Source organism: Nocardioides sp. P4_G4 (assembly GCF_056401085.1).
Map to the genome: position 1 here is coordinate 1 of NZ_JBFUKA010000091.1, position 17,331 is coordinate 17,331.

The following is a 17,331-nucleotide window of genomic DNA, read 5'->3' on the forward strand; positions in this document are numbered from 1 at the left end:
GGCCAGCCGTCGTCAACGATCAGGCGCGMCAGACGGAGTCGATGTTTCGGGGTCAGAGCCGCGTTAGCGTGGACCATGAAGGCCTCCTCGTGGGTGAAGTCCTAGACAGCTCCACTCCACATCCGGGAGGCCTTCACCTATCTACGGCTCGCCGTACCCAATCGCACAACGTGCCTGGGCATCACAACTAGCGGCCTGAGCCGGGGTGGATCAGTGGCCGGCGCCGGCGAGCACGCGTCCGTGGGCGCAGGCGCACGCGTCGGAGCACGGCAGGTAGGTGTGGGCGGCGTGGCCGCAACCGGTGCACGGCATGTCGTGCGAGAGGTGCGTTCCCCTGGTGTCGACGGTGTCCCACATGATGCTGCTCCTGGCTTCGTTGCTGGCGTGTCAATACCGTGACACGCGAGTGCGCCGTTCCTGACGCGAACCCCGTGCGAACACGCCGTATGCGGTATGAAGATGGCCCGTTGGGACCATGCCGGCTGGTCATCCCGGGTGGGGTCCCTCATCTGTTCGGAGCCCCCGACGCCGGGGTTGATACCCCCGGACGCCCGGGTGGCTCCGACGTCCCTCAGGACCAGGCCGGTCCGGTGCCGCCCAGCCGCTCGACGAGTAGCTCCGCGACGTACGACGCGTGCGCGCGGTGCACCTCCCGGGGGACCGCCGGGAGGTTCTCCTCCCAGTCGAGCAGGGGTGAGCCCCGCAGCTGCAGCATCCGGGCGGGCCGCCCGAAGAGGAACAGGTGCAGGTGCGCGCCACCGTCGCCGTACTTGGCGAGCTGGACGCGGCCCACGGAGGGCAGGGCCTCGATGGCCGCGGAGACGGCCACGACGAGTCGGCCCATCTCGCCGGCCAGCTCGTCCGGGACGTCAGTCAGGTCGCAGTGCTGGCGGGGCAGCAGGTTCATCGCGATGGGCAGCCGCATCGAGGTGTCGAGCATCAGCAGCCAGCGCTCGTTGCTCCAGACGGTCCGCTCGGGGTCGTCGGCGGGGGAGGAGGCGCACCAGCACTCGCCGGGTTCCTCCCCGCGTCGTGGAGGCTCGGCGTCCGCGAGGGGCTGCAGCGGCTTGATCCGCAGCGAGTCGAGCTCGAAGGGGAAGATGTCCCACCCCGGCATCTCGGTCACCGCGACCGGCAGCCGGCCCTCGGCATCGGTCGCGGCCTCGACCCGGGCGTGGAACTCCTCGGGCGTCTCCAGGTGGTCCCTCACGCGGGCCTCAGAGGGTGACGGTGGCGTTGTCGCCGAGGTCGGGCTCGGCATCGCTCAGCAGGCCCTTGGCCAGGCCGACCACCAACGACACCTTGCCGGGCGACTCCCAGTACTCCGCCGTCACGCCGGTGACCTCGAGCAGGACGTTCTCGGGGTCGTCCGGACCACCGGACATGAAGACGCCGGCCGAGGCGTCCCACAGCTCCCGCAGCTTGTCGCGGTCCTCGCTGACGCGCGCGGTGCCGCTGAGCGACACCCAGCCGGCCTTGCTGGAGTAGGAGACGTTGACGCGCGGGTCGGCGGTGATCGCGTGCACCTTGTCGGTGTCCCGCTCGGTGAGGAACCACACCGTGGACGGGGTCTCGAAGTCCTGGGTGCCCATGGGCAGCGACACGAGGGCGCCGTCGGGGGTGAGGTGGGTCAGCACCGCGATCCGGGTCTCGCGCATGATCTCGGCGACGGTGCCGAGCTGGTCGTCGTGGGTGGTCATGTCCCGACCCTGTCATCCGGGGCAAGGGCTCGCCTCACCCCGAGGAGGCTGGGCGACCCACGCTGGTGACCGCCAGGACGAGCCCGCCGATCACCAGCGCCCAGAACGCGGGGCTGACCCCGGCGAACGAGAGGCCCGACGCGGCCACCAGGAAGGTGACGGCCCCGGCCTCCCGGTGCCCGGGTCGGGACAGCGCGGACGTCGCCGCGGCGGCGAAGGTGCCGATCAGCGCCACGCCCGCGACGGCGGTGATGACGCCCGCCGGAGCGGCCTCGCTGAGCGAGGTGACCAGCACCGACAGCGGTGCCAGGCAGAGGTACGACGCCCCGCACGCCACGCCGGCGACCCACCGTCGGTCCCGGTCCGGGCCCGCCTCGGGGCCGGCCGCGAGCGCCGCGGAGATCGCGGCCAGGTTGATGCTGTAGCCACCCGCCGGCGCGGTGGCGATCGTCGCGACCCCCGCCCACCCGAGCGCCTGGCGCAGGGGAGCCCGGTAGCCGAAGGACTCCAGCACGGCGACGCCCGGGATGTTCTGCCCGGTCATGGTGACCAGGTAGAGGGGGAGGCCCAGGGCGACCACGGCGCCGAGGTCGAGCACCGGTGTCGTCCAGGTCAGCGCCGGGAGGAGTGAGGTGTCCGGGAGGGGGCCACCGGCGACGGCGATGACCAGGCCCGCGGCGAGGAGTGCTCCGGGGACGGCCCAGCGGCGTGCCACCCGCAGCAGGACCAGCCAGGTGAGCAGCACCGGCGCGATGGCCGCCGGTTCGTCGGCGAGGGCCCGGAACGGTGCCACGCACAGCGTCAGCAGGACGCCGGCGAGCATGCCGCTGGCGATGGCCGGTGGGATCCGGCTGACCCAGGTGCCGAGCGGCTTCACCACGGCGGTGAGCAGGTAGAGCATCCCGGCGAACCCGAAGGCCCCGACGGCCCCGGCCCAGCCCGTCGCCGGCACGGCGGCCCCGGCGAGCAGGGCGGCGCCGGGCGTCGACCAGGCCATGGTCACCGGGATCCGGTGCCGCAGCGACAGGACGACGCACCCGAGACCCATCGTGACCGAGAGGACGGCGAGACCCGACGCCGCCTGTTGGGGAGACGCCCCCACGGCGGTCAGTCCCGTGAGGAGCACGGCGAAGGAGGACGTGAAGCCGACGAGCGCGGTCACGATGCCGGCCACGACGGCGTGCGACGTGCCGGTCGCGGTCGTCGTACTGCTCATGCGTGGAGGCTAGGGCGTTCAGGTCCACGCTCGCCGACCGGGCAGATCCGGTGGGCTCGAGGACAGGTGCTGTCCCCGAGATCTGGTTGGATCGACGCACAGGCGAGGGTGACCGCGGGGGCGGTCCTACGGAGGGACTCAACGATGCACACCAACGGGGCGCACGCAGCGGACAGCCACGACCTGATCCGCGTGCAGGGCGCGCGGGAGAACAACCTCAAGGACATCAGCGTCGAGCTGCCCAAGCGACGACTGACGGTCTTCACCGGCGTCTCCGGCTCGGGCAAGAGCTCCCTGGTCTTCGCGACCATCGCGGCCGAGTCGCAGCGGATGATCAACGAGACCTACAGCGCCTTCGTGCAGGGCTTCATGCCCTCGCTGGCCCGGCCCGAGGTCGACTTCCTCGAGGGCCTGACCACGGCGATCATCGTCGACCAGGAGCGGATGGGCGCCAACCCGCGCTCCACGGTCGGCACCGCCACCGACGCCAACGCCATGCTGCGCATCCTCTTCAGCCGGCTGGGCACGCCCCACGTGGGCCCGCCGACGGCCTACTCCTTCAACGTCCCGACCCGCAAGGCGAGCGGTGTCATGTCGACCGACAAGGGCGGTCGCACCGAGAAGAGCGTCGTCAAGGGCGCCGTCTACCTCGGCGGCATGTGCCCGCGCTGCGAGGGCATGGGCACGGTCAACGACATCGACCGGACCGCGCTGTACGACGACACCAAGTCCCTGAGCGAGGGCGCCCTGACGATCCCGGGCTACTCGATGGACGGGTGGTACGGCCGGCTCTTCGAGGGCATCGGCCTGCCGATGGACAAGCCCATCTCGACGTTCACCAAGAAGCAGCTCGACACGATGCTCTACGCCGAGCCGACCAAGATCAAGGTCGAGGGCATCAACCTCACCTTCGACGGGATCATCCCCAAGATCCAGAAGTCGATGCTGTCCAAGGACCCCGAGGCGATGCAGCCGCACGTACGCCGCTTCGTCGAGCGGGCGGTCACCTTCCAGACCTGCCCCGAGTGCGACGGCACCCGGCTGACGGTCGAGGCGTTGTCGTCGAAGGTCGAGGGCAAGAACATCGCCGAGCTGTGCCAGATGCAGATCAGCGACCTGGCCGAGTGGGTCCGCGGACTCGACGAGCCGTCGGTCGCGCCGCTGCTCAAGGGCCTCCAGCACCTGCTGGACTCGTTCACGGAGATCGGGCTGGGCTACCTCTCGCTCGACCGGCCGGCCGGGACGCTCTCGGGCGGAGAGGCCCAGCGCACCAAGATGATCCGCCACCTCGGGTCGTCGCTCACCGACGTCACCTACGTCTTCGACGAGCCCACGATCGGGCTGCACCCGCACGACATCGAGCGGATGAACCAGCTCCTGCTGCAGCTGCGCGACAAGGGCAACACCGTCCTGGTGGTGGAGCACAAGCCGGAGACGATCGCCATCGCCGACCACGTCGTCGATCTGGGTCCCGCGGCCGGCACGGCCGGGGGCGAGGTCTGCTTCGAGGGGACCGTCGAGGCGCTGCGAGGGAGTGACACCACCACGGGACGTCACCTCGACGACCGGGCGACCCTGAAGGACGACCTGCGCACCCCGTCCGGGCAGTTGTCCGTCGAGGGAGCCTCCACCCACAACCTCAAGGACGTCAACGTCGACATCCCGCTCGGGGTGCTGTGCGTCGTCACCGGCGTCGCCGGCTCGGGCAAGAGCTCGCTGATCCACGGCTCGGTCGCGGGTCGCGACGGGGTGGTCGTGGTCGACCAGGGTGCGATCAAGGGGTCTCGCCGCAGCAACCCCGCGACGTACACAGGGCTCCTCGAGCCGATCCGCAAGGCCTTCGCCAAGGCCAACGGCGTCAAGCCGGCCCTCTTCAGCTCCAACTCGGAGGGGGCCTGCCCGACCTGCAACGGCGCCGGCGTGATCTTCACCGAGCTCGGCGTGATGGCGACCGTGGAGTCGCCCTGCGAGGAGTGCGAGGGGCGTCGGTTCCAGGCCTCCGTGCTGGAGTACACGCTGGGCGGCAGGAACATCGCCGAGGTGCTCGCCATGTCGGTGACCGAGGCGGAGGACTTCTTCGCGGACGGGGAGGCCAGGACCCCCGCGGCCCACAAGGTCCTCGACCGGCTCCGCGACGTCGGGCTCGGCTACCTCAGCCTGGGACAACCCCTCACGACCCTGTCGGGTGGCGAGCGCCAGCGCCTCAAGCTGGCCACCCAGATGGCGGAGAAGGGTGACGTCTACATCCTGGACGAGCCCACGACCGGGCTCCACCTCGCCGACGTGGCCAACCTCCTCGGCCTGCTCGACCGGCTGGTGGAGACCGGCAAGTCCGTCATCGTCATCGAGCACCACCAGGCCGTGATGGCGCACGCCGACTGGCTCATCGACCTCGGCCCGGGGGCAGGGCACGACGGCGGCAACGTCGTCTTCGAGGGCACGCCCGCCGCGCTCGTCGCCGACCGCACGACCCTCACCGGTCAGCACCTCGCGACGTACGTCGGGGGCTGAGGCGTCCCTGATGGCGGGGGAGAGGCGGTTCGTGCTCCATGACCATCGGCGTCCGCGCCCGCACTTCGACCTGCGGCTCGAGGAGGACGGGGTGCTGCGGAGCTGGGCGGTGCCCAAGGGCCTTCCCGACGAGTCTGGGCACGACCGGCTGGCGATCGCGGTCGACGACCACGAGCTCGACCACGTCGGCTTCGAGGACGAGCACAAGTCGATCGCCGACGACGGCACCTGGGAGGAGCACGACCGCACCGACCGGCGCCTGCTGTTCTCCCTGCACGGACGAGACGGCTCACGCCGCTATGCCCTGATCCACACGGGTGGGAGCCAGTGGCTGCTGCACCTCACGCGCGAGCAACCGGGGGCGGTCGGGTGACCGGGCCGTTGGAGGACACCGAGATGATGGAGGAGTGTTCCACCGCCACCCCTTCCTGAGCCTGCTCACCTTCGCCTACCTCGGTTTCGTGGGCCTGGTGACCCTGACCCCGGCGTCCGAGCAACCGGACTACTCGGCGCTGGCCGAGCGGGTGCTGGCGCGGCTGGAGAGGTATCCCGACCTCGCACCGGTCACGGCACGGCTCAGCGTGGAGCGGGTGGAGTTCCTGGCCAACGTCGGCCTGTTCGTGCCGGTGGGCGTCTTCGTGCTGCTGCTGTTCGGCTCCCGCCTGTGGTGGGTCGCCGTGGCGGGCAGCGTCGCCCTCACGGTGGCGATCGAGACCGCCCAGCGCTCCATCCCGGGACGGGTCTCGGACCCGCGCGACGTGGTGGCCAACTCGGCCGGCGCCGTGATCGGGGTCGCCCTCGCCCTGGTCCTGACCCTGCCCGGCACGCTGCGCCGGCGGCGCTGACGCCCACGGAGGGCAGTCACCCGCTGGTCAGGACCACCAGGCGCTGGGTCGCGCGAGTCATCGCGACGTACCGGTCGACGGCGCCCTCGATGCCCGTCCCGAAGGACTCCGGGTCGACGAGCACGACCAGGTCGAACTCGAGGCCCTTGGCGAGCACGGGGGAGAGGGAGCGGACCCGCGTGCCCGGTGCGTAGGACGGGTCGCCGATGACGCAGGCCGTGCCCTCGTCGTGCTCGGCCAACCACTCCTCGACGAGTCTGGTCAGGTCCGACACCGACCCGTGGAGGACCGGTACGCCGGTGCTGCGGACGGACGTCGGGACGTTGGCGTCCGGCAGGGCGGCCCGGATGACCGGCTCGGCGGCGGCCATCACCTCCCGCGGCGTGCGGTAGTTGATGGCCAGCGACGCGAGCTGCACCTGGTCGAGGCCGACGCGCTCGAGCCGTTGCTCCCAGGACTCGGCGAACCCGTGCCGGGCCTGGGCACGGTCGCCGACGATGGTGAGGCTCCGGGACGGGCACCGCTGCAGGAGCATCTGCCACTCGGCGTCGGTCAGCTCCTGCGCCTCGTCGACCACGACGTGGGCGAAGGGCCCGGCGAGCAGGTCACGCTCGGCCCCGGGAAGGGCCCCCTCGTCGACGAGCGCGTCGCGGATGCCACCCTGCCTGAGCTGCGCCATCAGCCCCTCCTCGTCGTCGAGCTGGAGGAACTCGTCGACGACCCGGTCCATCCGGGCGCGTTCGGCAGCGACGGCCGCCTCGTGGCGGCGGCGCCGCCGCGAGGACTCCGGGTCGCCGAGGCGTCGACGAGCCGCGTCGAGGAGCGGCAGGTCGGACACCGTCCAGGCCCGGGCGTCCCTCCTCCGGAGCGCCCGCACCTCCTCGGGCTCCAGCCACGGCGCACACATGCGTAGGTAGGCCGGTACCTCCCACAGGTCGCCGACGAGGTCCGTCGCCTCGATGAGCGGCCAGGCCTTGCCGAAGGCGGCCGCGAGATCAGCGTTCTGCGCCAGCGAGCGTCGGACGAGGTCGGGGGAGACGTCCTCGTCCGCCTCGTGCTTGTCCACGAGGATGGTGAGCAGCTCCTCCCAGACCTCGTCGCGGGCCTCGTTGTGCGGCGTACCGGGTGCGGGAGATCCAAAGGCCTCGGCCCAGTCGCTCGGGCTGAGCCAGACGTCGGTCCAGGGCGTCTCGACGTCCATGCCGTCGGTGGGCGGCTCCTCGTACAGCCGGACCGCGGGCTCGATCGCCCGGACCATCGCCGTGGACGCCTTCAGCCGCGCGACCTCGGGGTCGGGCTCGGGCGTCGCCGTGGCCCCCTCGGGCTGCAGGTCGAGCAGCGTGCAGGTCTGCACGCCCTCCTCGCCGAGGCTCGGCAGCACGTCGCCCACGTAGCTGAGGTACGGCTGGTGGGGTCCGACGAAGAGCACGCCACCCCGGCGGTCGCCCAGCCGGGGATCCGAGTAGAGCAGGTACGCCGTGCGGTGCAGGGCCACCACGGTCTTGCCGGTGCCCGGCCCGCCGTCGACCACGAGCGCGCCGCGTGAACCGGCCCGGACGATCGCGTCCTGGTCGGCCTGGATGGTGCCGAGGACGTCTCGCATCTGCGGCGAGCGGCTGCTGCCCAGGGTCGCGATGAAGGCCGACTGGTCGTCCAGGGCCGCATGCCCTTCGAGGCCGTCGGGGGTGAAGACCTCGTCCCAGTAGTCGGTGACCAGGCCGCGGGTCCAGCGGTAGCGCCGACGGCTGATCAGACCCATCGGCCGGGCGTGGGTCGCTCCGAAGAAGGGCTCGGCGGCGGGGGAGCGCCAGTCCACCAGCAGCCGGCGGCCGCCGGTGCCGGTCAGGCCGAGGCGCCCGACGTAGAGCGTCTCGCCCTCCGTGTCGACGATCCGCCCGAGGCACAGGTCGAGCGAGTAGCGGCTCAGGGTCCGCATCCGGACGGAGATGCGGTGGACCTCCTCGTCGCGGTCCATCGCCGCCTGGTCGGTGCCGCCGGGAAGCCTGAGGGCGGCGTCGCGTCGTTCGGAGAGGTCGTGGAGGGAGAGGTCCAGACTCTCGGCGATGGCCGCGAAGTGGGCCTCGTCGTCGGCAATGAGTGCCGGGTCGGCCTTGGCCGGGTGCTCGGCGAGGGAGAAGGCATCGGTGGTCACGGGTGTCACGGGCATCGGCTCCACGGGGCTGTCGGGCGGCTGGAACCGGGATTGTGCGCCCCGACGGGGGTCTTGCGGCAAGCCCCCGGGTCGGCTATACGTTGAGAACGGAGGGGCGGAGACGCGATGGATCGGGTGCTTCTTCAGCTGGTGCCTCTCGCCATCGCGGCCGCGCTGAGCACGATCACGATCACCGTGACCATCTTCATCCTGATCGCCGAGAGTCGTAACCGCTCCGGCTCCGCCTTCGCCGTCGGCACCGTCCTCGGCACGTTCACCCTCGTCACGATCGCGACCGTCGCCAGCCAGGCCCTGCCCGGACGTCCTCGCCAGCACGACGCCCTGGTCGAGAAGCTGCTGGTCACCGTGGGCATCGCGATGGTCCTGATGGGTGTCGTGACGTTGGTACGACGACATCGCCCGAAGCCCGCCAAGCAGGCGGGCTGGATCCACGGCCTCGCGTCCGTGGGTACCGTCCCCGTGCTCGGCGTGGGGCTGGCACTCAACCTCCGCCCGAAGTCGCTGCTCCTGGCCGCGGCGGCCGGGCTCGGCATCAGCGGCGCGCGGCTGAGATTCGAGGACAACCTCGTCCTGACCATCTTCTACACAGCGCTGGCCACCTGCACCGTCGTCGTGCCCATCGTCGCCACGATGCTGATGCCCGGGCGGGTCGTGCCTCGCCTCGTCCTGGYCAAGGGGTGGATCTCGCGTCATCACAGCACCGTCGGAGGCGTGATGACGATCCTCGTCGGGTTGTTCGTCATCGTTCTCGGCCTCAAGACCTGAGGCGAAGCACCTCGGCGGCGCTACTGTGACGTCATGGCACCGCAGGCCGGCCGGGTTCGCTCCGCAACAGGTACTGGCGGTGCCACCACGACGCTGCCGCGCTCGATCGTCGTGCTGCTCGGCACCCTCGGTGTCGTTGCCGCGGGCATCGGCATCAAGGCGGCCGCAGGGATCATCGCGCCGTCGATGCTGGCCCTGGTGCTCACCATCGCGGTGCTGCCGATCGGTCGGTGGGCGCGCAGGCACGGCTGGCCGAGCTGGTTGGCGACGGTGACCTCCCTGGCGGCGGCGTACCTGATCCTGCTGGTGATGGTGGCCGGCAGCGTCGCGTGCCTGATCAAGTTCGCCGACCTGCTCCCGTCCTACGCCTCGCAGGCCGACGACCTCGTCAAGAGCGCGGAGGACGGACTTGCGCAGCTCGGCCTGAGCACGGGTGCGACCACGGACGCGCTCTCGAAGCTGGACCCGACGAAGCTCGCAGGCGTGCTGGTCGACCTGACCTCGGGGATCCTCGGAGCCCTCGGCTTCCTGTTCTTCCTGGTGACCCTGTTGTTCTTCTTCGTCGCCGCGGTGCCCGGCTTCGCCCCGCGCATGACGGCCCTCCGACGCACCAAGCCCGAGCTCGCGGCGGCCATGGTCACGTTCCTGAGTCGTTCCCAGACCTACCTGCTGATGACCGCACTGTTCGGCGCCATCGTCGGAGTGCTCGATGCCGGTGCACTCTGGTTGCTGGGCGTCCCGCTCCCACTCGTCTGGGGGTTCTTCTCGTTCCTCACGAACTTCATCCCCAACATCGGTTTCGTCATCGGCATCATCCCGCCCGCCACCTTGGCGCTGCTCGACGACGGGTGGAAGGGGGTGCTGATGGTGGTCCTGGTCTACAGCGTCCTCAACGTCACGATCCAGACGTTCATCCAGCCTCGCATCGTCGGCAACTCGGTCGGGCTCAGCGCCGAGATCACCTTCATGTCGCTGGTCGTGTGGACGTTCCTGCTCGGCGCGCTGGGCGCACTCCTGGCCGTGCCGATGACGCTTCTCACGCGGGCGATCTTCATCGACGCCGACAGCCGGGCCTCGTGGGCGGCCCCGCTGATCGACGCACGGGTCGAGGAGCCGCAGCCATCTCCGGGAACCACGACGTCGGGGAGCAGCACGCCGACGGAGGACGCCCCTCCTGCCCACCCTGTCGAAAGCGCCGATAACTGACATTATGTCAATACGAACGGGTCGAGGGATGACACCGGTGTAGTCCCCTCTTGTTGAGTGACAGCCCACTTGTCAGCGGGCCAACGAAGATGTCAGCAAGTGACAATCGTGTGTCAGCACTCAAAGGCTGTCGTGGACTCCGGATGTCCAGGCGGACGACAGCGCGCTGTTTGCCGCCGAGCCTTTTAGCGACGTTTAGCGTCCTTTAGCGACAGGCCACCGCTCGCGAGCAACGCCCGTTCGCCGCTGCTCGGCTCGGAGGCGCTGCTAGTACCGCTTGGCGATGGGACGACGGAGCGCTGTCGCGTCCTGACGTCGAGTCTCTGCTTCTCGGTCGTTTGCGATGGCTGGCCCTTGGGCCGTCAGCCGAGCCCGCTCCCGCTGCTGCATCCCGGTCGCCCAGCGTCGGTGCGCCGGGATCAATTGGCCGCGAACGAAGGCCATGAACTTGCGATCGGTCTTGGCGTCCGCCGCTACCGGACCGGTGGCCTGCTCAAGGCACAGCATCAACGTCTGTTCCGGGAACCGCCACGAGACCACGGCGGTCGTCACCGCGAGGGCGACGGTCAAGGCACGATCCTCCAAGCCCCGGTCGAGCAGACCGCGCACGTCCTGAATGAAGTCGTCGTCCCACGGAGAACCTTGACCTTTTCCCAAGCCCAGCCGCGCAAGGTGTCTCTCCGCTTTGGCCGCCACGAGTGCGCGTTGCCGCTCCAATTCGGCCTTCTCCCGCTCCAGGCGCAAACGCTGCGCTTTGGAGCCCGCTTGGGCTGACTTCCGCGGTGCGGACTTCATTTTCCGCCCCTTACGAGCACGCCTCAGAGCAGTTACACGGGCCTGCTCCTCTGGAGTCAACGGCGGCTTTGGAGGTTTGCGTTTGCGTCCCACGCTAGGAATGTTGCAACAGCAAGGTCGGCGGTGCTGTCGGAACCGCCCAACTCACCGGCCTTTCGGAGGGAATGCCCTAGACCGGACGTACTCCGAGAACCATCAACAAGTCGGCGCGCAAAATCCACGTCCTCGTCTTGGCGTGGATCAGGTGTGCCCCGTTGTCGGAGCGCTCAACTCCCGGCCCGGCGGCGATGTCGTCTCGGAGCGTCCGGCGCAGGAAGTTCTCTACCTCGCCTTCCTCCCCCGCGTCCTCCATCATCTTTGCGCCGCGCGAGAAGGCTGACGCTGTGAGGTAAACGGCATCGGAGTCAATCAAGGCGAGGATCTGGTCTAGTGGCTCCAAGATCGGGTCGGACTCTGCTGGTGGCGGGTCGTTCCTTGGGACCTTGCCGAATCGTGACCGCACTCCAGCCTTGAACTGCGACCAGGTGCGCTCCCGGTGCACGGTCGAGTAGTTGGTCACGGCCGCCTGATCGGGGCTCAGCACGATCTCGTAGCCATCCCGGGCGAGCGCGAGAAAGCCGCCGCTCGACTGGCGTCCGATGCCACGTAGCGAGAAGTCCTCCAACATCGTAAGGACTTCTGTCTCGGCCGCTGCGCGGTCGCCACCATGATGAAAGAGAAAGGCGTCAACGGCTCGCTGAGTCACGAAGACCTCGTCGACCCGGTCGAAGTCGATCCCATCAGGGCGAGGCGACGGCGCCTTGGCGATGTGGGTCCGCGTCCCTCGGGGCGCACCGACGCTTTCAGGCGCGTTGGACGTGGACCGGCGTAGGTAGCCTTCGCAGTCAGGTTGGCGACACCAGCCGTCAGCGTTTTCCGTCGTGTTGTCGCACTTGGATCCATCGCTCCTGAACCGCTCACACATCGTTGGGCGCTTCAAGGCGTCCCACTCCMCCGCATGTCGACGAGTCTCGCTCGCAGCGTCGCAAGCGTCGTCTTCCCACTTGCCTGCTCTACGGCCCAGAAGTCCCATCCGTTGACCGGATTGCCGCTCTTGACCGCACTACCTGCCGCGCTCGGCGTCGGGTACGTATTGCCGTCCATCTCGATAGCACCGGAGCCGTCTACGACAGACGAGGCGGGCCAGACACTGTTAACGCTCACCAACCGCGTTCCGGGCGCCAACAGGCCAGCAGCGATCAGGTCGGTCAGTGTGATGCCGTGGAAGCGGCTCGAGCGCGTCTTGACCGTCGGTGTGATGACCGAGTCGTCGGCCGTTGCCGGGTCGTAGCCGAGAAGGCGGAGTACGCGACTTACGGGCAGCACACAGGCTTCCAGCATCGCCCTCTCGAAAGAGGGCAGTGTCTCGTCGCTGGGGCGGTTTCCATTCGACAGGACTCCGTCCTCCGCCGCGTCCATCAGGTCGTAGAGACGACCCTCCAGCCAGGCGACCTGGGCTGAGTTGAAGCCGTGAGTCGTATCCCTCTGAATCAGCAGCGCGCGGCGCCAGTGGTCCTTCGTCTTCAGGTGGTTCATCAGTCGGGAGCGGACGCCTCCAGGCGCTGCTTTGCCGACGTAGCAGCCCCACTTGCCGTCTGGCGCGACCGGATCTAGCAGGACGTAGTTGCCCGGCTCGTCCCACTCCGGCCCGAGACGTTGGACGTAGGCCCGCTCGACGACAGCGAAGCGGAGTGCCGCGTGGCTGTCGTACATGACGATTGGGTCAGCCACGGTCTCGGGCAGGAGCGTCGTGATGGGCAAGGACTCGGCTGGCTGGGTCATGACGTGTTACGCAGACTCGTCGATTGCCACCACGGTGTCGTACAAACCGTAGTGCCTGAGGCCCTCATGCGAGTCGATGCCCGTGTAGGCGAGGCTGGAGTCCTCGTAGCGGCGGAAGTTGAACACCGCATCATTCATGTGCGTGCTGTTGAAGACGTTGAGCCCGACCAGCAGGTTGAAGTCCTCCACCGTCAGGCCGGTGACGGTGCGGAACAGGTCGGGTTCCAACTGTGTGATGACGTCCTTGAGAGTGTTCTCGCGGAAGTCGGTCAGGTACATGAACGCCGGGATGCGGGTGGCGAACTTGATGAGTTTCTCCTGTACGAGTTTCCGCTTCGACTTGTACTCCTTTTCCTCCGCGGTGAGTTCCTTCTTCTCCTTTTCGCTGAGCCCGCCCTTTTTCTGCTTTTCTTTCAGGCCCTTGATCTTGTCTGCCTTCGAGATGATGGTCTCGATGACGTTGTCACCGAGTGCTCGGAAGCCCTCGATGCGTTCGACGGCCGCCATCGCCTCAGGGTTGTCGAGGACTTTGCGGAGGGTGTCGTTGTCGACGTTGACCAGGACGGCGCTCTCCCACTTGCGTGCCAGCAAGGTGGCCGATGTTCCCGCCATCGCGATGTCCAGGATGMCGCCCGCGTCGATCTGGGTCATGTGGGAGCCGTCGTATGCAAGTACGGGCAGGAACGAGACGAGGTCCGCGACGGCCTTCTCAGGGTCGGCTTCATTGGGTGAGAGGCCGATGGCGTACTCGCTCAACTGCCTCAGAGCGCGAGTCGGGGCGAAATCGAAGACGTAGCAGACTGGCTTCCAGACGAGTTCCTCGCTCGGGTCGTCGCCGTTTGGATTCTTCACCGACCAAGGTGATTGAACCCGGAAGGCGGCTTGGAAGTACGTCTCGGGGCTCTTAAGGTTGCGCAGCATCAGGATCGAGGACCACTGCGGGATCGTGACGCCGGTGGTCAGTTTCCCGACTGTGAGCGTGATCGTCTTGGTGTCGAAACCTCCAGCGATGGCGTCCTTGACGGGAGGGAGCGCCTCCAGTCCGACCCCGATGTTCGGGGCTGACAAGTTCACCACGTCGTACTCGTGCCAGAAGACGTTCTGCTTCTCGGCTAGAAGGTTGGCCATCGCGTCACATGAAGACCGGCGCGGCAATGACCACAGCGAGTGGTTGAGGTATGGCAGCAGGCGTACGTCTGCGTAGGGGAAGGGGGGCTTGGTGCCCTTCTTCAGATCCGACTCGATGTGTCCCGAGTGCTGGCCACGGATGATGTTGAGCCACTTCTGGACCTCGTCCTTGTGCTTGAAGGCGGCGGCGACGCCAACTCCCTCAGCGCTGAAGAACTCGTTCAGGTCGAACTCGTCGAACTCTCCGGCACTGGCTACGGCCAGTACCTCGTCGGGCATCTTGTAGGTCAACAGCCGCATCTGAGGCAGCGCGCCGTACGGATTCCATTCATCGGGCTTCTTCTCCGTGAACTCGGCCTTGGCACGTTGCTCGTCGGTGTAGGTCCAGTTGAAGATCTGCTCTTCGATGAAGTCGCCGCTGGCGAGTGCCTTGAAGGGCGTGCCGGACAGGTATAGATAGGCGCGGGTCGTGATCGGTAGGAAGTCGTCCTCCTCCAGATCGACTTCGAGGTCGTCGTTGACCTCTTCGAGGCCTTCGGCGTACTCGACCTTCAGGGCCTTCTTGACGACAGCCTCGTCCTCGCCTTCGAAGAGTTCTTTGGCAGTGTCACGCCACGCACCGAAGTGGTACTCGTCAAAGATCACGAGGTCCCAGTTTCTCTCGTGAACCCACTCGTTCTTCGGTTTGATGGCGCCCGTTTTGGGGTCCTTGCCCAGCAGGTCTTGGAAGGAGCCGAAGTAGACGATCGGCTTGGCCTCGTCCAACTTCGTGAGGTCGACGCCGGACGCCTTTGACGCGTACTGCCATCCGTCGAAGTCGACGTGTGATTCCAGATCCGTCTTCCAGGCGTCTTCCACGGCGGGCTTAAAGGTGACGACGAGGACCTTCTTCGCGCCCAAGTCGCGCGCGAGTTGGTAGGACGCGAAGGTCTTGCCGAATCGCATCTTGGCGTTCCACAGGAACCGCGRCACCGCGTCGGCGTCCTCGTCCCAGCGCGAGTTGTAGTAGTTCGACGTCTCGGCAACGGCTCGTGCCTGCTCGTCGCGCATCACGAACGTCTCATGGTGTGTGCCGGTGAGCCGAAGACCCTTCTGCAACTCGGTAACAGCCGTCTTGACGTCCTCGGGCGTGCAGCGCATCCACTCCCTGGCCGAGCCGATGATGACGTTAGCGAAGCCCTTGTCCATCAGGCGCTGACGCACTTCGGTATCGCGGATCAATGATCCATCTGAGCGTTCGGCGGGCTCGTCAACATGCAGCGTGTACTTCTGCTGCATCTGTCCTTGCGACTTCTTGATGCGCGCGTTGACGTCGGAGTTGGTCGTGTGTCCAACTTTGATGAGTCCGACATAGTCCGCTGGCGGGTCGTTCGGGGTCCATGCGTAGAGGCGCAGGCGTTGTTCGGGCCTCGGCGCGAGGATCGCGTCGACGGGTGGCGTCGCCATCTCAGTCCAACTCCATGGGGCGGACGATCTTCTCGATGAAGGTCTGCTCGACCTCAGTGATGCCGTACTTCTCGTAGAGAGCCTCGTCAGTCCATGTTTGGGTCCAGTCCTGAACCGGGACGAACTTGTAGACCCGGCGCGTGGTGTCAGCCGAGGGCTTGTGAAGCAGGATCAGCAGACGGGTGAGGCGGCACGAGATATAGGAGAGGGCGCTCTTGGCCTCGTCCTCGGAGTCGAACGGCCCGATGGCGAGGTACGTCTCGGTCGAGATGCTCCCTGGCTCTCCAATGAACGGCGTACTTAGGATCCGATGCGGGTAGGTGTCCTTATTGCCAGTGCCGGGGGCAGCGCGACCAATGTAGATCTTCCAGGCGTCGATCAGGTCCACATTCATGGACACCTTGTCCCGCGGGTGATAGCCCTTCCCGCCGTTCTGATAGACAACCACATCGCCGGGCTTCTTAACCGCGCGGCCTTGGAAGTATGTTCGGAAACCGAATGGACGCAAGGAACTGACCATTCGGTCGAAACGCTTGTTTTCCGGCAGAAGAAGAGACTCGGACTGGCCCGTCTCCACCTGCATGACCTTCTTGAGGATCGACAGGCCCTCGTTGAACCGAATGAACACGTCGGCGCCCTTTTCCAGGAGCGGACGAGTGGCCGTCGAGTCCTCCCATCCCTTGAAGTGTGTCGTCACCTCGCATTCGCCCTCGTTGTCCCGGTCCCAGAGGAAGTAGCAGACGCCGCCCTTCAGCCCGACGCTGGTGAAGACGTCTGAGGCTGTCAGGTAGTCGTCAATGGACCGAACTCGACGATCGGTCAACATCGACTCCCTGAAGTCGTCCAAGCCCTTTCCGCCCGAGAACCACCGCGAGGGGATGATCATCGTCAACAGGCGCGGCTCCAGTGCCTTCGCCTGCTCGACGAACTTCTGGTAGATCGGCGCGGCACTCGTGCCGTGCCCTCCGTCCTCAAGTTGATACGGGGGGTTGCCAATGATCACGTCGAACTGCATGTCGTCTCCGAAAATCTCCGCGACGAACTTCTTGGGTTCGTCGGTGTGAATGAGCGCGTAGGCGTGGGTCTCCAGACCGGTGGCACGGTCGAGTCCCTTTTRGCTTGCGCCGCAGTACGAGCACCTACCATTGGTGAAACGCTTGACCCGCTCGCCGTTCTCGTCGGCCGTATAGACCCACTCGGTTCCGCCGACCCACGAGTGCTCCGTCCGTTCGAACCAGATGTTGCCGTCGGGTCCATCGAACGACTTGGCGATTGAGTGCTTCCCGTTCGCATACTTTGAGCAGTACAGGCTTCTTCGGGCCAGCAATGAGGTGATCTCGGTGATGCCCATGCCGAAGACCTGCTTGTCAAGGATGTGGTCTACGCGGTCTTCCAGGTTCGGGATCTGATCGGCCAAGCCGACCACCAGTCGCTTGGTGACCTCCCGGGGAAAGACGCCGGTCTTGGTGAACGGGTCGAGGAACGTCACCGACGAGTCAGACCAGATGTCCGCGCCGTCGTTGGCGGAGGCCCATCGTCGCGCGATCGTGTCGAGGATCAGATTGACCAGCTCGGGTGGCGTAAAAACCTCGTCGTTTGACAAGTTGGCGATGCACGACAGCACATCCGGATTGCGGTTCCGCAGCGTGAACGACGCCTGCGTGTCACTCATGTCTCAACTCTTGAATCCTCACGGGCTTGTAGACCTTCGTCGGAGTGAAGATC

The 17,331-nt window shown here is 67.2% G+C and carries 15 protein-coding genes; 5 read left to right on the forward strand and 10 right to left on the reverse strand.

The features are described from left to right. Positions 1–210: 210 nt before the first annotated feature. The 4 genes from AC1DQF_RS18115 to AC1DQF_RS18130 all read right to left on the reverse strand — a co-directional run bounded on the left by AC1DQF_RS18115 (position 211) and on the right by AC1DQF_RS18130 (position 2,916). Positions 211–357 (reverse strand): hypothetical protein, encoded by a 147-nt coding sequence (locus AC1DQF_RS18115; RefSeq protein WP_477526623.1) that lies wholly within the window; start codon positions 355–357, stop codon positions 211–213. Between the two features lie 214 nt (positions 358–571). Continuing rightward, complete coding sequence (locus AC1DQF_RS18120) at positions 572–1,210, reverse strand: HIT family protein (protein WP_477526624.1); 639 nt, start codon at positions 1,208–1,210, stop codon at positions 572–574. Between the two features lie 7 nt (positions 1,211–1,217). Next, on the reverse strand, positions 1,218–1,700 hold the full coding sequence (locus AC1DQF_RS18125; RefSeq protein WP_477526625.1) for a pyridoxamine 5'-phosphate oxidase family protein: 483 nt from the start codon (positions 1,698–1,700) through the stop codon (positions 1,218–1,220). A gap of 34 nt (positions 1,701–1,734) precedes the next feature. Further along, positions 1,735–2,916, reverse strand: a complete 1,182-nt coding sequence (locus tag AC1DQF_RS18130) for a benzoate/H(+) symporter BenE family transporter (RefSeq protein WP_477526626.1) — start codon at positions 2,914–2,916, stop codon at positions 1,735–1,737. A 144-nt stretch (positions 2,917–3,060) separates the two neighbouring features. Here AC1DQF_RS18130 and AC1DQF_RS18135 point away from each other — a divergent pair, with 144 nt between their 5' ends. Genes AC1DQF_RS18135 through AC1DQF_RS18145 form a run of 3 tightly spaced genes read left to right on the forward strand, consistent with a single transcriptional unit; the run spans position 3,061 to position 6,272 of the window. Then, positions 3,061–5,427 carry an ATP-binding cassette domain-containing protein gene (locus tag AC1DQF_RS18135; RefSeq protein ID WP_477526627.1) on the forward strand — a complete coding sequence of 789 codons (2,367 nt, stop codon included), beginning with the start codon at positions 3,061–3,063 and terminating at the stop codon, positions 5,425–5,427. 31 nt (positions 5,428–5,458) lie between these two features. Next, on the forward strand, positions 5,459–5,800 hold the full coding sequence (locus tag AC1DQF_RS18140) for a DNA polymerase ligase N-terminal domain-containing protein (RefSeq protein WP_477526628.1): 342 nt from the start codon (positions 5,459–5,461) through the stop codon (positions 5,798–5,800). Between the two features lie 34 nt (positions 5,801–5,834). Beyond that, positions 5,835–6,272, forward strand: a complete 438-nt coding sequence (locus tag AC1DQF_RS18145; protein WP_477526629.1) for a VanZ family protein — start codon at positions 5,835–5,837, stop codon at positions 6,270–6,272. Positions 6,273–6,288: 16 nt separating this feature from the next. On the opposite strand, the gene helR is transcribed toward AC1DQF_RS18145, so the two are convergent. Beyond that, positions 6,289–8,439 carry an RNA polymerase recycling motor ATPase HelR gene (helR, locus tag AC1DQF_RS18150; protein WP_477526630.1) on the reverse strand — a complete coding sequence of 717 codons (2,151 nt, stop codon included), beginning with the start codon at positions 8,437–8,439 and terminating at the stop codon, positions 6,289–6,291. A 135-nt stretch (positions 8,440–8,574) separates the two neighbouring features. Here helR and AC1DQF_RS18155 point away from each other — a divergent pair, with 135 nt between their 5' ends. After that, positions 8,575–9,210, forward strand: coding sequence for a GAP family protein (locus AC1DQF_RS18155; RefSeq protein WP_477526631.1), 636 nt, complete (start codon positions 8,575–8,577; stop codon positions 9,208–9,210). A gap of 33 nt (positions 9,211–9,243) precedes the next feature. Continuing rightward, positions 9,244–10,416 (forward strand): AI-2E family transporter, encoded by a 1,173-nt coding sequence (locus tag AC1DQF_RS18160; RefSeq protein WP_477526632.1) that lies wholly within the window; start codon positions 9,244–9,246, stop codon positions 10,414–10,416. A 267-nt stretch (positions 10,417–10,683) separates the two neighbouring features. Here the strand turns inward: AC1DQF_RS18160 and AC1DQF_RS18165 are convergent, their stop codons facing one another. From AC1DQF_RS18165 to AC1DQF_RS18185, 5 genes are all read right to left on the reverse strand, one after another. Next, complete coding sequence (locus tag AC1DQF_RS18165; RefSeq protein WP_477526633.1) at positions 10,684–11,211, reverse strand: hypothetical protein; 528 nt, start codon at positions 11,209–11,211, stop codon at positions 10,684–10,686. Between the two features lie 169 nt (positions 11,212–11,380). Next, entirely contained in the window at positions 11,381–11,956 is a 576-nt protein-coding gene (locus AC1DQF_RS18170) for a hypothetical protein (RefSeq protein ID WP_477526634.1), read from the reverse strand. Positions 11,957–12,186: 230 nt separating this feature from the next. Then, positions 12,187–13,032: a restriction system modified-DNA reader domain-containing protein gene (locus tag AC1DQF_RS18175; protein ID WP_477526635.1), complete on the reverse strand. Its 846-nt coding sequence runs from the start codon at positions 13,030–13,032 to the stop codon at positions 12,187–12,189. Between the two features lie 6 nt (positions 13,033–13,038). Continuing rightward, positions 13,039–15,606 (reverse strand): DEAD/DEAH box helicase family protein, encoded by a 2,568-nt coding sequence (locus AC1DQF_RS18180; RefSeq protein WP_477526636.1) that lies wholly within the window; start codon positions 15,604–15,606, stop codon positions 13,039–13,041. A gap of 1 nt (position 15,607) precedes the next feature. Beyond that, entirely contained in the window at positions 15,608–17,278 is a 1,671-nt protein-coding gene (locus tag AC1DQF_RS18185) for an Eco57I restriction-modification methylase domain-containing protein (RefSeq protein WP_477526637.1), read from the reverse strand. Positions 17,279–17,331 lie beyond the last annotated feature (53 nt).

Bases quoted from the DNA above. Each gene is read 5' to 3' on its own strand.
- AC1DQF_RS18160 (WP_477526632.1), top strand. From the start codon at position 9,244: ATGGCACCGCAGGCCGGCCGGGTTCGCTCCGCAACAGGTACTGGCGGT.
- AC1DQF_RS18115 (WP_477526623.1), bottom strand. From the start codon at position 357: ATGTGGGACACCGTCGACACCAGGGGAACGCACCTCTCGCACGACATG.
- AC1DQF_RS18125 (WP_477526625.1), bottom strand. From the start codon at position 1,700: ATGACCACCCACGACGACCAGCTCGGCACCGTCGCCGAGATCATGCGC.
- AC1DQF_RS18135 (WP_477526627.1), top strand. From the start codon at position 3,061: ATGCACACCAACGGGGCGCACGCAGCGGACAGCCACGACCTGATCCGC.
- helR (WP_477526630.1), bottom strand. From the start codon at position 8,439: ATGCCCGTGACACCCGTGACCACCGATGCCTTCTCCCTCGCCGAGCAC.
- AC1DQF_RS18165 (WP_477526633.1), bottom strand. From the start codon at position 11,211: ATGAAGTCCGCACCGCGGAAGTCAGCCCAAGCGGGCTCCAAAGCGCAG.
- AC1DQF_RS18130 (WP_477526626.1), bottom strand. From the start codon at position 2,916: ATGAGCAGTACGACGACCGCGACCGGCACGTCGCACGCCGTCGTGGCC.